Here is a 17,271-nt window from a genome sequence, read left to right on the forward strand (position 1 = left end):
TAAGTCCTTGTCGAGAAGAAAATAGTATTGCCTACAGCCCAGCGGCAGGTGATGGACGCAATAGTGGCACTTCAGTAGCATTCGCCAACTTTATCGATCCTTCAAGGATGACCCATGCTCGCCCTGCCTCGCCGTCCTGCCCCGTTATTAGCATTGTCCGCGTTGTTTGTATTGCTCGGCGGTTGCAGCGTCAATGGCAGTTACCCCGATGCCATCGAACCGGACGCCGCCAAGTTGCGGTTCGTCGCCAATACCAGCAACGCCACGCTGGATTATTTCGACGCGGCCCATTGCGACGGGCAAACCACCGGCATTCTCAACAATATGCTGCTGAGCGATACCGCGCGGCGGGTGGGGATGAGCGTTCCGGCGCCCAAGGATGCCAGGGGTTATTTGGAGGTCAAGCTCAAGCCGGGTGAGCAGATTCACCTGCGCACCAACATGAACAGCGGTTATGCCGTGTGCGGCAAGGGCTTCAACTTTACGCCCGAGGCCAATGCCGAATACGAGGTGACGTTCAAGTCCGAGAAGAACTTCTGCCTGACTCAGTTGCAACGCTTGCAACGGGTCGACGGCAAGGATGTGCGCACACCGATCCCGATCCTGAAAAAAGACTTTCCCGCCTGCGCCGGTCGCAATGCGCTGTTCCCCAAGACCTACCCGGACACGCCCCATCGCCTGGAGCTGATGAGCCGGGTCATCGATAAAAGCCTGGTCGTCACGGTGAAGACCGATCCGGCCAAGGAAAAAGTCGAGAGTTATTCGCCAGAGAAGCTGGACACCCTGATCAGCGAACGCAAGGCCAAGCTCGGCTTCGACCTGCCGGCTGACTACTGGACGCTGTACCGGGAAAACCTGAAGACGTTTGGCGATGATATGGCGCAGAACAAGGCGCACTCGATGGAACGCTTCAAAGACGAATACCAGACGCGCCTGCGGCAGTTGAAGGACGAGCAGTTGGAACAGTGGGCGTTGCCCAAAACCGCCAATGCCAAGCCGGAAAAAGCCGAGATCGACCTGGACGTCGCGATGATGGTGGAGTACTTCCGGATCGGGAATGGGGTGACGGTCGAAGCGGTAGGTCATCACTTGGAGAGGATGGCGCAGATGGATGAGCGTTACGGGGTATGTGCGCGGTTTGCGGAGTGCTGGAAGCGCAACTAGCAAGCGAATGGGCCACCGTCATCGCGAGCAGGCTCGCTCCCACAGGGTTCTGCGGTGGGAGGTTATTGCGCCGTCGACTCGACCACACCCCGAACCCGCTGCAGCATATTGATCAAGTGCAAACGCATCGACGCCCGCGCCGCTTCGGAATCACGTCGCGCCAACGCCGCGTAGATCTGCTCGCGCTCACGCACCACCGACGCCCGATTTTCACCCGTCACCGCCGGCCCGGCCTGTTGCACGACCGCGATCAGGCTATTGCCCACATGGGCCATGGCGTCGATGAAAAAACTGTTGCCTGTGCACTGGGCAATCTGCAGATGAAACGCGAAATCGACCCGCGCGCTTTCGTCATCCGTTGCGCTAAAGGCACTCGCTGCATCCAGCGCTTCACGCATCGCCACCAGTTGCTCCGGCGTGGCCCGTTGCGCGGCAATGCCGGCCGCTTCAACTTCCAGGCTCAGGCGCAGTTCGATGACGGCCAACGCATCGTAGGCGCCGCCCTTGACGTGCTTGCTGCCCTGGAAATCCCCCGGGCGAGCGGTGTCGACCACGAAGGTGCCAATGCCGTGGCGCGTCTCCACCAAGCCTTCGGCCTGGAGCCGCGACATGGCTTCGCGAACCACCGTCCGACTGACGCCGCGTTCCTTGATGATGACCTGTTCGGTCGGCAGTTTGCTGCCCGCGGGCAGTTCGCCGGCCAGTATCTGCTGCGTCAGGTCGACCACCAGTTGCTGAGTCATGCTCAGGCGTCGATCGGGTGTGACATGGTCCATTGCACCTATCCATTAAAGCCAGACGATCGCGGCATTATAGCCGCGACCTCGCGGCGAAACGCACTATAATGCCCGCTGATCACTCAAGAGCAAGCCGATGACGGATCAAGCGTTATCTCCACTGAACAAGCCGCGCCGCCTCGCCGAAACCCTGGTCGACCGCTTTGCCCAGCGCATGCGCGACGGCATTCTCAAGTGCGGCGAAAAGCTCCCCACCGAAGTGCACATCATGGAGGCCGAAGGCGTCAGTCGTTCGGTGGTGCGTGAGGCGCTGTCGCGCTTGCAGGCGGCGGGGCTGGTGGAGACGCGGCATGGCGTCGGCACCTTTGTCCTCGACATGCCGGCGCCGGAGGGCTTCACCTTGGGGCCGGCGACGATTGCGACGTTGTCGGATGTGCTCAACCTGTTGGAGTTTCGCCTGAGCCTGGAAGTCCAGGCCGCTGGCATGGCCGCCGAGCGCGCAACGCCTGAAGCCCTGGCCGAACTGGCCCAGGCCCTGGAGGCGTTGCTGCAAGGCCCGGAAAAATCCGGCACCACCATCAATGCCGATTTCCAGTTCCATCTGAAAATCGCCAAGGCCGCCGGCAATTACTACCTGATCGACATCATGAAGCACCTGGGCACGAAGCTGATCCCGCGTACGCGCATGAACTCTGCCTACTCCGGGCAAAGTGATCGAAGTGCTTATCTTCAGGGGATCAACGCCGAACACCAGCAGATTTTCGACGCGATCGTCAGTGGGAACGTCGATGCAGCGCGGGCGGCCATGTACCTGCATTTGAGCAACAGCCGCATGCGCCTGTGTGAAACCCAACAACGCCAGGCGTTCTACAACGAATAACCCACACTCCTTCTGTGGGAGCCGAGCTTGCTCGCGATGACGGCGATACATCCAACATCATCGGCACAGGCAGACCGCTATCGCGAGCAAGCTCAGCTCCCACAGAGGAGCTATGGTGAACGCCTGATCTGTGAACGCTCGAAAACCAGTGTGGGAGCCGAGCTTGCTCGCGATGACGGCGAGACATTCAACATCATCGGCACAGGCAGACCGCTATCGCGAGCAAGCTCAGCTCCCACAGGGGAGCTATGGTGAACGCCTGATCTGTGAACGCTCGAAAACCAGTGTGGGAGCCGAGCTTGCTCGCGATGACGGCGAGACATTCAACATCATCGGCACAGGCAGACCGCTATCGCGAGCAAGCTCAGCTCCCACAGGGGAGCTATGGTGAACGCCTGATCTGTGAACGCTCGAAAACCAGTGTAGGAGCCGAGCTTGCTCGCGATGACGGCGATACATTCAACATCATCGGCACAGGCAGACCGCTATCGCGAGCGAGCTCAGCTCCCACAGAGGAGCTATGGTGAGCGCCTGATCTGTGAACGCTCGAAAACCAGTGTGGGAGCCGAGCTTGCTCGCGATGACGGCGATACATCCAACATCATTGGCACAGACACACCGCCATCGCGAGCAAGCTCAGCTCCCACAGGGGATCTATGGTGAACGCCTGATCTGTGAACGCTCGAAAACCAGTGTGGGAGCCGAGCTTGCTCACGATGACGGCGATACATCCAACATCATTGGCACAGACACACCGCCATCGCGAGCAAGCTCAGCTCCCACAGGGGATCTATGGTAAGCGCCTGATCTGTGAACGCCCGAAAACCAGTGTGGGAGCCGAGCTTGCTCGCGATGACGGCGATACATCCAACATCATCGGCACAGGCAGACCGCTATCGCGAGCAAGCTCAGCTCCCACAGGGGAGCTATGGTGAACGCCTGATCTGTGAACGCTCGAAAACCAGTGTAGGAGCCGAGCTTGCTCGCGATGACGGCGATATATTCAACATCATCGGCACAGACACACCGCCATCGCGAGCAAGCTCAGCTCCCACAGGGGATCTATGGTAAGCGCCTGATCTGTGAACGCTCGAAAACCAGTGTGGGAGCCGAGCTTGCTCGCGATGACGGCGATACATCCAACATCATTGGCACAGACACACCGCCATCGCGAGCAAGCTCAGCTCCCACAGGGGATCTATGGTGAACGCCTGATCTGTGAACGCTCGGCTCCCACAAGTTGATCCCAGTGCTACCACAACTTAGAAAAAGTTGTATTGAATGCCGACCCGCAGGCGCAGTTGGCGATCACTGTCGACCGAGTTGACCTTGATATCGCCCACTTCAAAGAACGGTGCCCAGCGCTTATCCCACTTGTACTTGACCACGGCATTCTGTTCATAGTCATCGGTGCCGCCGTTATAACGGATGTAGTTGGCATCGAAGTACGTCAGTTGATACTCATAAGCCCACGGCCCTTGATCGGCGTAGTTGACGTAGACGTCGTAGCGATTGATTTTCTGATCGTCCTGGCCGTTGTCCGGCACGTCATGATCAACCTTGTCACGGTCCAGCTTGGACGAATCGTAGCGGTAGCGACCGGCGATGCTCAGTTCCTTGGTGATCTTGTAGCCCAGGCGCATGCCCAATTTGTAGGTGGTGGATTCCTCATCGCTCTCCATGGCGAACGAGGGCGTCAGCGTCCAGCGGTCATCGATCTTGTGCTGATAGTTGACGGTGAATTCATGGCCGCTGCCAACGGTGTTGTCGAAGGCGACGTCTTCGCGATCACCGGCGGTCTTGTATTTGAGTTCACCTTCCAACCCAATGCCGTTGTCCAGCCGCATGCCGAACTTGGCGCGGTCGGCATGCATGCGCGACTGTTCCGCATATTGATGGCGAACGTTGATATAACCGGTATCGGCCTGTGCAACAACCGACGTGAACAACGAAGCGATGGACAGAACTACGAGGGACTTTTTCATGTTTTTTATTCTTGTTGGTTTAATAGTTAGTTGGGGTAAACGCCAAATCACAGGCGAGCGCGTGCGCGGCATTGATACCTGGGGCTCAACGTCTTTTACGGGTTAAAACAAGTACAACTCGTCAGTTAAAAAACTCAGACAGCGATGGGTACACGTTGTATGTCGCGACTGGCTTGCACCAGCAAACGGGTGTACGCATGGACAGCGCCGTCGCTCGCCAGCAGGTGACTGTCGAGCGTCTCCACCACCCTGCCCTGCTGCATCACTGCCAGCCGATCACACAGGTGCGCCACCACCGCCAGATCATGGGTGACCATCAGGTAGGTCAGCCCTTCCTGGCGACGCAAGTCGGCCAGCAGGTTGAGGATCTCCGCCTGCACCGAGACATCCAGCGCCGAGGTCGGCTCGTCCAGCAACAGCACCCGGGGACGCAGGATCAGCGCACGGGCAATCGCCACCCGTTGGCGCTGACCGCCGGACAACTGATGCGGATAGCGGAAGCGGAAGCTGTCGTTCAAGCCGACCTTGCGCAGGATCTCGCTGACCTTCTGCGCACGCCCGTCGATGCCGTGGATGCGCAGCGGTTCCTGCAACGCGGCATCGACGGTGTAGCGCGGATGCAACGAAGCATACGGGTCCTGAAACACCATCTGCACGGTGCGGTAGTGATTCAGCGGCAGGTTGCGCGTGACGGCTTGCCCTGCGACCCGCAGTTGTCCACTCCAATGCTGGTACTGCCCGGCCAGGCAGCGCAGCACGGTGGTCTTGCCCGAACCGGACTCCCCCACCAGGCCGAATGCCTCACCTTCGGCGACGCTCAAATCGACGTCGTGCAATACCGCGTTCAGTGCCGCGCCGGAGCCAAAACTGAGGTTCAGGCCGGCGATTTCAATCATGCTCATGACAGGCTCCTCAAGCATTCAACCAGTGTGGGTCACGCTGCAGCACCGGCAACGTGGCGCGCGGATGGTCCAGGCTCGGCAATGCGGCCAACAGGCCCTGGGTGTAAGGATGGGTGGCGTTACCCAGGTCGGCGGCGGCAATCGACTCGACCACGCGACCGGCGTACATCACCAGCACGCGGTCACAGAAATGCCGCACCAGATTCAAATCGTGACTGATGAAAATCAGCCCCAGGTCACGCTCGCTGACCAACTCTTCCAGCACGTTGAGCACCTGGCGGCGCACCGACACGTCCAGCGCCGAAGTCGGTTCGTCGGCGATGATCACCTGGGGATCGGTGATCACCATCATGGCGATCATGATCCGCTGGCCCATGCCGCCCGAGACCTCGTGGGGGTACAGTTCATAGACCCGCCGAGGGTCGCGAATGTGCACCTTGGCGAGCATGTCCAGGGCGCGTTCGCGGGCCTCGCGATGGGGCACTTTGTGATGGGCCAGGTAGGCCTCGGCGATTTGTTCGCCGACCCGCACCACGGGGTTCAGCGAGTACTTTGGGTCTTGCATGATCATCGACATGCGCGCGCCGCGAATCGCCTGGATCTGCTTTTCGCTGGCGGCCAACAGGTCGATGTCGGCGAAGCGCAACGTCTTGGCGGTGACCCGCGCGGTCGGCGGATGCAGACGCAAAAGGCTGCGGCCGACGGTGGATTTGCCCGAGCCGGATTCACCAACGATGGCGAGTTTTTCCCGGCCCAGGGTGAACGACACGTCACGCACCGCCAGGGAGGTTTTGCCGGCGTTGCGAAACTCCACGCACAAGTCCTGTACCGCAAGTTTTATCTCAGTCATGGGGCTGTCCTCAGGATTGGCTGCGGGGGTCAAGGACGTCGCGCAAGCCGTCGCCCAACAGGTTGAAAGCCAGGCTGACCAGCATGATCGCCGCACCGGGCGCCGCCACCAGCCACCAGCTTTCGAGCATGTAGCGCCGCCCGGTGGAGATCATCGCGCCCCACTCCGGCAACGGTGCCTGGGCGCCGAGGCCGAGAAAGCCCAGGGCGGCGGCGGTGAGGATGATGCTCGCCATGTTCATGGTCAGGCGGATGATCACCGACGACAGGCACATTGGAATGATGTGCCGCAGGATGACCCGGGTACTGGATGCACCCTGGAGCTGTACCGCGACGACGAAGTCGGCGTTGCGCAACGGCAGTGTTTCGGCGCGGGCAAGCCGGGCAATCGGCGGCCATGCGGTGAGTGCGATGGCGATTACTGCGTGCTCCAGCCCCGGGCCGAGGGCGGCGATGAACGCCAGCGCCAGGACCAGGCTGGGGAACGAGATGAAGATGTCGGTGATGCGCATGAACAGGCTGTCGACCCAGCCACCGAAGTAACCGGAAACCGTCCCGACCAGCAGGCCGATGGGGCCGACAATCACCGTCACCAGCAAGACGATGTACAGGGTGATGCGCGAGCCGTAGACGAGCCGGGCGAACACATCGCGACCGTATTCGTCAGTGCCGAACCAGTGCGCGCTACTGGGTGCCTGCAACGCGCCGGCGAGGTTCTGCAGCAACGGATCGTGGCCGGCGATCCAGGGAGCAAAAGCCGCGACCAGCATCAGGGTCGAGACAACGACCAGGCCGGCGAAGGTCATCGGGTTGCGCAGCAGGAAACGCAGCAGGCGCAAGGTGCTGGCGGCCATCGCTGCGGTACTGGAAGCGGGCAGCGCGGCGGCGGGTGCGCTGGAAGCCAGGGGCAGGTTCATTAGCGAGTCCTCGGGTCGAAGATCTTGTACAGCGCGTCGCTGATCAGGTTCAGCGTCACGAAGATGAGGCCGATCAACAGCACGCAGGCCATCACCGCGTTCATGTCACCGAGCAGCAAACTGCTGGTCAGGTACTGGCCGAAGCCCGGCCAGGCGAACACGGTTTCGATCAGCACCGCGCCCTCCAGCAGGCCGCCGTAGGCCAGCGCGACGATGGTCAGCAACTGCACGCGGATGTTGCCGAACGCATGACCCCAGACGATGCGCCGCTGGGACAAACCCTTGACCCGGGCGGTGATGATGTATTCCTGGGACAGCTGCTCGAGCATGAAGCTGCGGGTCATGCGGCTGATGTAGGCGACCGAGTTGAAGCTGAGGATTACCGCCGGCAACAGGATATGGCGCAACGCACTGCGAAAAGCCTCCCAGTCGCCGGACCAGGCGGTGTCGATCAACAACAGCCCGGTGTGTCTCGGGATCAGCCCGTCATAGGCCAGGCCGATGCGCCCGACGCCACCGGCCCAACCCAGCCAGGCGTAGAACACCAGGAAAGCCATCATGCCGATCCAGAAAATCGGTGTGGAATAACCGAACAGGGTAATCAGGCGCGCGATATGGTCACCGGCACGTCCCTGATGAGTCGCGGCGTAGACACCCAGCGGCAGGCCCGCCAACACGCCGAACAGAATGGCCAGGGTCGCCAGTTCCAACGTAGCCGGGAAGACCCGGGCGATGTCGGTGATGACCGGGTTGCCGGTCAGCAAGGCCATGCCGAAATCACCGTGCAACAGGTCACCGAGGTAGATCGCGAACTGGGTCCACAACGGTTTGTCCAGGCCCAGCTCTTTGTACACCTGGGCGTAGGCCGAGGCGTCGGCGTCCGGGCCGACGATGGCCAGCACCGGGTCCAGGGGCATCACTCGCCCGATGAAAAAAGTCAGTAGCAGCAACCCCAGCAACGTCACCGCCACCGAGCCGCCGCGCCGGGTCGCCGAAGCGGCCCGGGTGGTCCAGATTGAAAAGGATGCAGTCGACATGTTCATTCCTGCCTTGGCCCTGTGGCCGTCGATTTCAGCGCTGCTTGTAGACGTCCCGAAGACGCGTGGTGGCGGCGGTGTGGCCGATGTAGTTGCGCACATCCGCATGGATCACCACTTCGTCCACCATCTGTGAGACCGGCATGATCGCCCCGGCCTGTTGGTCGTAGAGGGTCTGGATCTGCGCGTAGATTTCGCGCTGGTGCTCGGGGTCACGCTCGCGCTCGGCTTGCTCGATCAATTGATTGAGCTGCGGGTTGAAAAACGAGGTGCGCCAGCCCTGGAAGTTGCTCAGCTTGGCTTCGGTGCGGTTGTCCGGGTTGTACACCAGGGCCCGCAGGCTCGAGTGCGGGTGACGCTCCGCCCCACCACCGCCACGACCGACGAGGATGTCGAATTGGCGGTCGCGCATCGCCCCATAGATCTGGTTGCCAGTGCCGGTGATGATCGTCGCCTGGATGCCCGCCTGGGCCAGTGTCGCCTGCAGGCTGGTGGCGATGTTGATGAACGGTGGATCGGTCAGCGAACGGATGGTCACCTTGAAGCCTTCGGCATGTCCGGCCGCCGCCAGCAGGCGCTTGGCCTCGACCACATCCAGGCGATAGCCCGGATCCTCCAGGCGTGCAGGCAGCCCCAACTGCAACGGCCGCTGATTGATCACGCCGTAGTGCGGCATCACCACATCGTTGATGCCCTGGTAGTCGATCAGCAGGCGGATGGCCTGGCGCACGCGGATGTCCTGGAACAACGGTTGCTGCATGCTCATCGCCACGTAATACAGCGTGCCGCGGGCGATGCTCTGGATGCGCACTTCTTCGACCTTGCCCAGCGCCTTGATGTCGGTGGCGGCCATGCCCCGGGCGACATCCAGGTCACCGCGCTCGACCATCAGGCGCAGTGCCTGGGACTCGGTCATGTTACGCATGATCACCCGGCGCAACTTCGCGGGGCCGCGCCAATAGTCGTCATGACGACTCATCAGGATGACGTCGTTGGCCCGCCAGATGTCGAGCTTGAACGCGCCGGACCCGGCCGTGTGCGTCGCCAGCCATGCGGCGCCCTGGTCGTCGCCGACCTGATGTTGCAAGGCGACCGAGCGATCGATGATGAAGGCACTGGGAGAGGTCGCCAGGGTATTGAGCACCAGCACCGGGTCGGTAATGCGGGGCAGCTCCATGACAAAGGTGTGCGGCCCTTCGGCACGCATCAGTTTGACGACGTTGTCGGCGGTGAAGCCGTAGGCTTTCCAGGTTGAAGCCAGGGCGCGGTTGAGGGTGACCACCCGTTGCAATGACCAGGCGACGTCTTGCGCGGTCAGTGGCGCACCGGAGTGAAAACGCACGTCGTCGCGCAACTGGAACGTCAGGCGCATGCGGTCGGGGCTGACTTCCCAGGTTTTCGCCAGGGCCGGAATCAGCGTGTCCGGCTGCGCCGCGTCCTGCTCCAGGAGCATGTCATAGACGTTGGCATTGACTTCGGCGACCTCCAGGCCGGTGGCCGCAGCGGGGTCCAGGGACAGCAGGTTGATCATGCTCATGCCCACCACCAATTGGTCGGGGGGCGTTTCGCCTTGGGCCAGGCTGACGGGCACCTGCACTGCGCACAGGGCCACGGCGACGCATAGCAGCCTGGTCAGGCGCTTGGGCCAGAGATTCATGGTTCAGTCCTTTCTTATATTTATAAAGACTTTGTCGCCCGGGCAGTCATCAGCCTCAGGCGTGGAACAGGATCAATGTCGAGACAGGGTGTTGGCCTCGATATACGCGAAGTTGATGTCTTCGCCCAACCCTGGCCGATCCGACAGGTGCACAAAACCGTCGGCGTCCATGGGGTCGACGATGCTGTTGAGGTGCGCCGGGACTTCTTCATAGTCGAGGAACGGGTGCAGCAAGCCGCGCTCGTACCAACGACAGTTGCTGATGGCACCGACCACCGCCAGGTTCGCCGCGCCATTGCCGTGGACTTCGCAATCCATGCCGAACGACTCAGCCAAGTGCGCCACCTTCAGGCACGGCCCGATACCACCGACCCCGGCCACGCCGGCACGCAGGATGTCACAGGACTTGTGGGTGACCCAACTGGCGCGGCTGTGAAACTTGCCGGCGATGCTTTCCGGGCCCAGCACCGGAATATCCAGGTTGGCCGCCAGCCAGGCATAGGACTCGGCCGAGTCTTCCATCATCGGCTCCTCGAACCAGGCGAAATTCAGCTCCTGTAGTGCCTTGCCAATGGTCAGCGCGTCCATGCGGCTGTACCAGTGGTAACCGTCGAGCATCAACGCGATGTTGGGGCCGACCGCCTCACGCACGGCGGCGCAGGCCTGGATGTCCATTTGCGGGTTGGGGGCGAAGGAAATCGGCGGCATCCAGGTGTGCAACTTGATGGCCTTGTAGCCGCGCTGGACCAGCTTCTCGGCGAACTGAGCGTACTCGTCCGGCGTCGACAGGCCACCCGGCAAATCGTCGCCGCACATCGTCGAGCCGTACGCCGGAACCTTGTCACGATAGCCGCCAATCAACTTGTGCACCGGCAGCTTGAGCGCACGCCCGGCCAAGTCCCACAAGGCTTGCTCCACCAGCGCCAGCGCCCGGTCGGTGAACTGCCCGGCACTGCCGCGCTGCCAGTGTGCCAGGTCTTGCCAGATGCTCTCGCGGTCCATCGGGTCGCGACCGATCAGCACTTTGCGCACAAAGGACTCGATGATGTGCGGACGAATCAACTCAGGCGGGCCGAAGGCATAACCCTCGGAGCCATCGTCGCAACCGATTCGCAGCAAAGCCATCTTGATCATGACCTCATCGCCTGGATGGGCATGGCCGGCGCTGTCCTGGGCACGGCGCGAAGGGGTGGAAAAAACGTCGACGTGAACGCCTGTGATTCTCATGGGGAGGAACACCAATGTTGTTATTGTTTATTTGTATGTCGTCATACAACGTAGCGGATTATTCTGACGTTCCCGGTGGACTGTCAACCCCTTAAACGCAATAAAACTTGCGTACGCACGAGGTTTTCCGCGAAGAAGAGGTTATTTCCATGAGCAAAATTCTAAAATGTCGTCATACCACGCAGCGTGAAGTGAGACCACTTGTCGCAGACGACGTAGTGCCTTGAAGGCTGAAGACGTGGGCCAGGGGATGGGCGACTGTGGAGCGAGCTTGCTCGCGATAGCGGTCTGTCTGAGACGGTGATGTTGGCTGTGCCGCCGGCATCGCGAGCAAGCTCGCTCCCACAGGGGGACTGTGGTGAGCGCAGGATTCGTGAACACCTGGGATCAAAACTGTGGGAGCGAGCTTGCTCGCGATAGCGGTGTGTCAGAGGCGGTGATGCTGGATGTGCCGCCGTCTTCGCGAGCAGGCTCGCTCCCACAGGGGATCTCTGGCGGACGCCGAATTTGTGAACAGCCGCAATCAAAAACTGTGGGAGGCGGTGGCTGCGGAGGGTGGACTCCCTGTCACAGATTTTGTGCTGACTTTGGCTGCCTGGCTAGATTCGAGGTTTGCGCCGTCGACTCCAGACAATGCCCACCGTCGCAGCCACGACCACCACCCCGACATTGCCAAACAACCAGATCGCAAAGTTGCGGCTCTGGTCTGCTTCGCTCTCGTAGAACGGCCCGAAATAACTACCAACGGCCATGAACGCCAAATTAAATGTACCGACCGCCAACACGATGATCAGGAGAACAAACAAAGTTTCCTTGATGACGTTCATATGACTTTCCAGAACCAGATGTCCTTGGAATCGTGAAAGTCCGAGAACGTGCCTTCGATCGAAAAACCCATTTGTATACGTGGGTAGCTCAGCCAATCCGTCAGGCGACGGCCATTCCACAGGTCGATGTGATCGCCGCTGCGGTTGGTCGTGGTTTCGTTTGCCCGACGCCAGAAGTCCTTGAAGAAAATAACGCCCTGCTGCCCGCTCAGGGTCTCTTCGAATTCTTCGCTTTTAATGGTCTTCATGGCCTGCAAGCCAGGAATCTTGGCGCGGCTCAAGGCCTTGGCGAGCTCTTCGGCGGCCAATATGTGCCCGTCGCTCTTGGGGTGTTGCCAGCAATGTCGCACGCTTTTGAGCTGACTCATGTCTGCACCAGCGCGACGCAGGGCCACGCCGAGGTTGATCGCGCATTGGTCACTGAAGTTCTTGGCACCATTGGTTCTGCAAGGCGCGGCATCACCAAATATCTGCGGATGGCTTTTCCACAACGTGTCGAATGTAAACATTCTGCCCTCTCCATGAGGTTTTTATCCTGGACGAATAGCCTAGCAGACCTGCTCGCACCATGGATTCAATAAGCGCTGGCGCAAGATTGAAAGCCAGTAGCCATCACCGCTCCTTTATGGTTTCCTGCCCCAGCACGGTTATTGACTGAAACCTTTCGAAATGACCCGTTTGTGATGTTTCAGCCCGACGCAAGGAGGGCTCTAGCGCAACCTGTCGAGATGTACAGCCAAAGGACGGTTTTCCTGTTAACCGCACTCGACAAGTTGTTTTTCTGCCTAGACTCATCATTGTTCCGCCGTGCGCTGTGTTTTGAATGAGCCCGCACGAAAATACTAAAAACAAGAGGAAAGCCCGTAATGTTCAAACCTATCTGGAAAGCGCTCGCTTGCACATTGGCCCTTAGTGCGATGAGCACGGCCATGGCGGCAGATCCGGTGGTGATCAAGTTCTCCCATGTGGTCGCCGAACAAACACCAAAAGGCCAAGGCGCGCTGCTGTTCAAAAAACTCGCGGAAGAACGGTTGCCAGGCAAAGTGAAGGTCGAGGTCTACCCCAACTCTTCACTGTTCGGCGATGGCAAGGAAATGGAAGCCCTGCTATTGGGCGACGTGCAGATGATCGCGCCGTCACTGGCCAAGTTCGAGCAATACACCAAGACCGTACAGTTGTTTGACTTGCCGTTCCTGTTCGATGACATCTCCGCCGTGGACCGTTTCCAGTTGAGCCCTGAAGGCCAGAAGCTGCTCAAATCCATGGAAAGCAAGAACATCACCGGCCTGGCTTATTGGCACAACGGCATGAAGCAGCTGTCGGCGAACAAACCCCTGCGTGAACCCAAGGATGCTCGTGGCCTGAAGTTCCGCGTACAGGCATCGGCGGTACTGGAAGAGCAATTCAAGGCGGTGAACGCCAACCCGCGCAAGATGAGTTTCGCCGAGGTTTACCAAGGTTTGCAGACCGGCGTGGTCAACGGTGCGGAAAACCCGTACTCGAACATCTACAGCCAGAAAATGCATGAAGTGCAGAAGTACATCACCGAATCCAACCACGGTGTACTCGACTACATGCTGATCACCAACACCAAGTTCTGGAACGGCCTGCCGCCGGACATCCGCACTGAACTGGACAAGATCCTGGTAGAAGTCACGGCCCACGTGAACAAAGAGGCCGCGCAACTGAACGAGCACGACAAACAGCGCATCCTCGACGCCAAGACCACCGAGATCATCACCCTGACGCCAGAAGAACGTGGCGAATGGCGCGACAAGATGAAACCGGTATGGAAAAAGTTCGAAGGTGATATCGGCGCTGACCTGATCAAAGCCGCCGAAGCCTCCAACAAGGCCCAGTGATTGGTTGGCCGGTGCTGCCGCCCTGGTAGCGCCGGCCTGTCGTCCCCCACAGGAGAGGTCACGCCATGAACGCCCTTCGGCGCATCTGGGAACACTTCGAGGAAGCTTTCATTGCCTTCCTTCTGGCCGCCATGACGCTTGTAACGTTCGTCTACGTGGTACTCAACAATCTCTATACCGTTTTCTATAGCCTCGGCGACCAATGGTCAGCCGCGAGCGAGTCGATGTTCGCCATTGGTGACACCGTCATGGGCATGGCCCAGGCCATGACCTGGAGCACGTCACTGACCAAGGCCCTGTTTGGCTGGCTGATCTTTTTCGGGTTGTCGTACGGCGTGCGCACGGCCGGGCACATCGGCGTCGATGCGCTGGTGAAACTGGCGAGCAAACCGGTGCAGCGCGTCATCGGCGTCATTGCTTGCCTGTGCTGCCTTGGCTATGCCGGGCTGCTGGCGGTGGCGAGTTTCGAATGGATCAACACCTTGATGATTGCCCAGATCGGCGCCGAGGATCTCGGCCATTTCGGCATCATGCAGTGGCATATCGGGTTGATCGTACCGGTCGGTTTTGCCCTGGTGTTTATCCGTTTCGCAGAAATTCTCGTGCGGATCCTGCGCAACCGCCAGACCGGTCTGGGCTTGGCCGATGAAGCAGCCGAAGCCATCAAGTTGACCGAACATGAGGAAGACAAGCCATGACCATTGCCTTCCTGTTCATAGCACTGTTCGTGCTGATGTTCATCGGCGTGCCCATTGCCATTTCGCTGGGATTGGCCGGCTCGCTGACTATCATTTTCTTCAGCCCCGACTCGGTGCGTTCCCTGGCGATCAAGCTGTTCGAAACGTCCGAGCACTACACGTTGCTGGCGATTCCGTTCTTCCTGCTGGCCGGTGCGTTCATGACCACCGGCGGTGTGGCACGACGGCTGATCGACTTTGCCAACGCCTGCGTCGGGCATATCCGTGGCGGCCTGGCGATTGCGGCGGTGCTGGCTTGCATGCTGTTTGCGGCGTTGTCGGGCTCGAGTCCCGCGACGGTGGCAGCGGTCGGCTCCATCGCCATTGCCGGGATGGTGCGCTCGGGTTATCCACAGGCGTTTGGCGCAGGCATCGTGTGCAACGCGGGGACCCTGGGCATCCTGATTCCGCCCTCGATCGTGATGGTGGTGTATGCCGCGGCGACCGAAACCTCGGTGGGCAAGCTGTTCATGGCCGGTGTGATTCCCGGCTTGTTGTTGGGTTTTTTCCTGATGGTGGCGATCTACATCGTCGCTGTGAAGAAAAACCTCCCAGCCCTGCCCCGGGCGACGCTCCGTGAATGGTTGAGCACGGCACGCCAGGCCATCTGGGGCCTGCTGCTGATGTTCATCATCCTCGGCGGGATTTACTCCGGGATGTTCACCCCCACCGAAGCAGCGGCGGTGGCGGCGGTGTATTCGGCGTTCATTGCGTTGTTCGTCTACAAGGACCTGACGTTCCGTGAGACGCCGAAAGTGCTGCTGGAGTCGGCCAAGCTGAGCATCATGCTGATGTTCATCATCGCCAACGCCATGCTCTTCGCCCACGTACTGACCACCGAGCAACTGCCGCAGCAAATCACCGCATGGGTGATCGATGCCGGGTTGACGCCGGTGACCTTCCTGCTGGTGGTGAACATCGTGCTGCTGGTCGCGGGCGCGTTCATGGAGCCTTCGGCGATCATCCTGATCCTGGCGCCGATCCTGTTCCCCATCGCCATGAAGCTGGGCATCGACCCGATCCACCTGGGCATCATCATGGTGGTGAACCTGGAGATCGGCCTGATCACGCCACCGGTGGGATTGAACCTGTTCGTCACCTCGGCGGTGACCGGCATGTCCCTGCCCGCCACCATCCGCGCCGCCATGCCATGGTTGATGATTCTGCTGGCGTTCCTGGTGCTGATTACCTATGTGCCGTGGATCTCGCTGGTGCTACCGAACTGGTTGGGGATGAGTTAAGCCCAACCGAACACAGACCTGCGGAGCGAAGGCACTGGCTCATCACTCCGCAGGTGCAGCTCCTGGTGTGGTTAATGCACCGTCGACACATGCATAAGGAAATCCGGCAATGCTCAAACCTATGTGGATAACGCTCGCCTGTACCCTGGCCTTCAGTGCGTTGGGCACGGCCACGGCGGCGGAACCGATCGTGATCAAGTTTTCCCATGTCGTGGCCGAACAAACGCCCAAAGGCCAGGGCGCGTTGATGTTCAAGAAGCTCGTGGATGAACGACTGGCGGGCAAGGTGAAGGTGGAGGTGTACCCAAACTCCACGCTGTATGGCGATGACAAGGAGCTGGAGGCCTTGCTCCTCGGGGAAGTGCAGATCATTGCGCGGTCGCTGGCCAAGTTCGATCAGTACACCAAGTCGGTGCAGTTGTTCGACTTGCCCTTCCTGTTCAACGACATCGCCGCCGTGGACCGTTTCCAGCGCAGCCCCGAGGGCCAGAAGCTGCTCAAGTCCATGGAAAGCAAGAACATCACCGGCCTGGCCTATTGGCACAACGGCATGAAGCAGCTATCGGCCAACAAGCCGCTGCGCACCCCCGAGGATGCCCGCGGCCTGGCGTTCCGGATACAGACCTCCGCGGTGCTGCAGGAACAGTTCCAGGCCGTGGGCGCCAAGGCGCAACCGATGATCTTCTCGGTGGTGTACCAGGCTTTGCGCACCGGTCTGGTCAACGGCACGGAAAACACCTATTCGAACTTCTACAACCAGAAACTCAATGAAGTGCAGAAATACGTCACCGAGTCCAACCACGGCATACTCGACTACATGCTGATCACCACCTCGGACTTCTGGAACGGCCTGCCGCCGGATATCCGCAGCGAACTGGACAAGATCGTGGTCCAATCCACCGCCCATGCCAACCAGGAAGCGGAGCGATTCAACCAGCAGGACAAGCAGCATGTGCTGGACGCCAAGACCACCGAGATCATTACCCTCACACCAGAGCAGCGTAACGCCTGGCGCGAAAAAATGAAGCCGGTGTGGGCGAAGTTTGAACAGGAGATCGGGCCGGACCTGATCAAGGCGGCTGAGGCTTCCAACAAGGCCCAGTGATGTAACAAGGTATAGCACGGCCCTGTGACGAGGGAGCAGGCTCCCTCGCCACAAAAGCGGTCATCCACGTTGAATCCACCGTCCCCAGCAACCCGGCACATTGCGTTATGATCCCCGCCTCTCCCTGAACAGAGCTTTTACTCG

Annotated in this window: 16 protein-coding genes; 6 read left to right on the plus strand and 10 right to left on the minus strand. The window is 60.1% G+C overall.

From position 1 onward, the window contains the following. Window positions 1-114 precede the first annotated feature (114 nt). Window positions 115-1,164: a hypothetical protein gene (locus AB4O09_RS25900; protein ID WP_013692293.1), complete on the plus strand. Its 1,050-nt coding sequence runs from the start codon at window positions 115-117 to the stop codon at window positions 1,162-1,164. 62 nt (window positions 1,165-1,226) lie between these two features. Here AB4O09_RS25900 and AB4O09_RS25905 read toward each other — a convergent pair whose 3' ends face one another. Further along, window positions 1,227-1,940 (minus strand): FadR/GntR family transcriptional regulator, encoded by a 714-nt coding sequence (locus AB4O09_RS25905; RefSeq protein WP_053161890.1) that lies wholly within the window; start codon window positions 1,938-1,940, stop codon window positions 1,227-1,229. Window positions 1,941-2,037: 97 nt separating this feature from the next. On the opposite strand from AB4O09_RS25905, the gene AB4O09_RS25910 reads away from it, so the two are divergent. Continuing rightward, a complete protein-coding gene (locus AB4O09_RS25910) occupies window positions 2,038-2,781 on the plus strand; it encodes a FadR/GntR family transcriptional regulator (RefSeq protein WP_013692291.1) in 744 nt (247 codons plus the stop codon). A gap of 1,262 nt (window positions 2,782-4,043) precedes the next feature. Here AB4O09_RS25910 and AB4O09_RS25915 read toward each other — a convergent pair. The 9 genes from AB4O09_RS25915 to AB4O09_RS25955 all read right to left on the minus strand — a co-directional run bounded on the left by AB4O09_RS25915 (window position 4,044) and on the right by AB4O09_RS25955 (window position 12,691). Then, window positions 4,044-4,766, minus strand: a complete 723-nt coding sequence (locus AB4O09_RS25915) for an oligogalacturonate-specific porin KdgM family protein (RefSeq protein WP_013692290.1) — start codon at window positions 4,764-4,766, stop codon at window positions 4,044-4,046. Window positions 4,767-4,900: 134 nt separating this feature from the next. Then, entirely contained in the window at window positions 4,901-5,668 is a 768-nt protein-coding gene (locus AB4O09_RS25920) for an ABC transporter ATP-binding protein (protein WP_038858553.1), read from the minus strand. A 10-nt stretch (window positions 5,669-5,678) separates the two neighbouring features. Next, a complete protein-coding gene (locus AB4O09_RS25925) occupies window positions 5,679-6,518 on the minus strand; it encodes an ABC transporter ATP-binding protein (protein WP_013692288.1) in 840 nt (279 codons plus the stop codon). Between the two features lie 10 nt (window positions 6,519-6,528). After that, window positions 6,529-7,434, minus strand: a complete 906-nt coding sequence (locus AB4O09_RS25930; RefSeq protein WP_013692287.1) for an ABC transporter permease — start codon at window positions 7,432-7,434, stop codon at window positions 6,529-6,531. Beyond that, on the minus strand, window positions 7,434-8,471 hold the full coding sequence (locus tag AB4O09_RS25935) for an ABC transporter permease (protein ID WP_013692286.1): 1,038 nt from the start codon (window positions 8,469-8,471) through the stop codon (window positions 7,434-7,436). The genes AB4O09_RS25930 and AB4O09_RS25935 overlap by 1 nt, the downstream gene beginning before the upstream one ends. Window positions 8,472-8,505: 34 nt before the next feature. Further along, window positions 8,506-10,128, minus strand: coding sequence for an ABC transporter substrate-binding protein (locus AB4O09_RS25940; protein ID WP_426386172.1), 1,623 nt, complete (start codon window positions 10,126-10,128; stop codon window positions 8,506-8,508). A 72-nt stretch (window positions 10,129-10,200) separates the two neighbouring features. Then, a complete protein-coding gene (locus AB4O09_RS25945) occupies window positions 10,201-11,355 on the minus strand; it encodes a mandelate racemase family protein (protein WP_038858554.1) in 1,155 nt (384 codons plus the stop codon). A gap of 599 nt (window positions 11,356-11,954) precedes the next feature. After that, complete coding sequence (locus AB4O09_RS25950) at window positions 11,955-12,182, minus strand: hypothetical protein (protein ID WP_003197910.1); 228 nt, start codon at window positions 12,180-12,182, stop codon at window positions 11,955-11,957. Beyond that, window positions 12,179-12,691 (minus strand): type VI secretion system amidase effector protein Tae4, encoded by a 513-nt coding sequence (locus AB4O09_RS25955; RefSeq protein ID WP_003197908.1) that lies wholly within the window; start codon window positions 12,689-12,691, stop codon window positions 12,179-12,181. The genes AB4O09_RS25950 and AB4O09_RS25955 overlap by 4 nt, the downstream gene beginning before the upstream one ends. A gap of 357 nt (window positions 12,692-13,048) precedes the next feature. Between AB4O09_RS25955 and dctP the strand changes: the two genes are divergently transcribed. From dctP to AB4O09_RS25975, 4 genes are all read left to right on the plus strand, one after another. After that, window positions 13,049-14,044 (plus strand): C4-dicarboxylate TRAP substrate-binding protein DctP, encoded by a 996-nt coding sequence (gene dctP / locus AB4O09_RS25960; protein WP_123350758.1) that lies wholly within the window; start codon window positions 13,049-13,051, stop codon window positions 14,042-14,044. Between the two features lie 65 nt (window positions 14,045-14,109). Then, complete coding sequence (locus tag AB4O09_RS25965; protein WP_003197903.1) at window positions 14,110-14,742, plus strand: TRAP transporter small permease; 633 nt, start codon at window positions 14,110-14,112, stop codon at window positions 14,740-14,742. Beyond that, window positions 14,739-16,022: a C4-dicarboxylate TRAP transporter large permease protein DctM gene (gene dctM, locus AB4O09_RS25970; protein WP_003197901.1), complete on the plus strand. Its 1,284-nt coding sequence runs from the start codon at window positions 14,739-14,741 to the stop codon at window positions 16,020-16,022. The genes AB4O09_RS25965 and dctM overlap by 4 nt, the downstream gene beginning before the upstream one ends. Before the next feature lie 109 nt (window positions 16,023-16,131). Beyond that, window positions 16,132-17,127: a TRAP transporter substrate-binding protein gene (locus AB4O09_RS25975; RefSeq protein ID WP_460107655.1), complete on the plus strand. Its 996-nt coding sequence runs from the start codon at window positions 16,132-16,134 to the stop codon at window positions 17,125-17,127. Window positions 17,128-17,271 lie beyond the last annotated feature (144 nt).

The sequence above is a fragment of the Pseudomonas sp. H1_F01 genome (genome assembly GCF_054681425.1).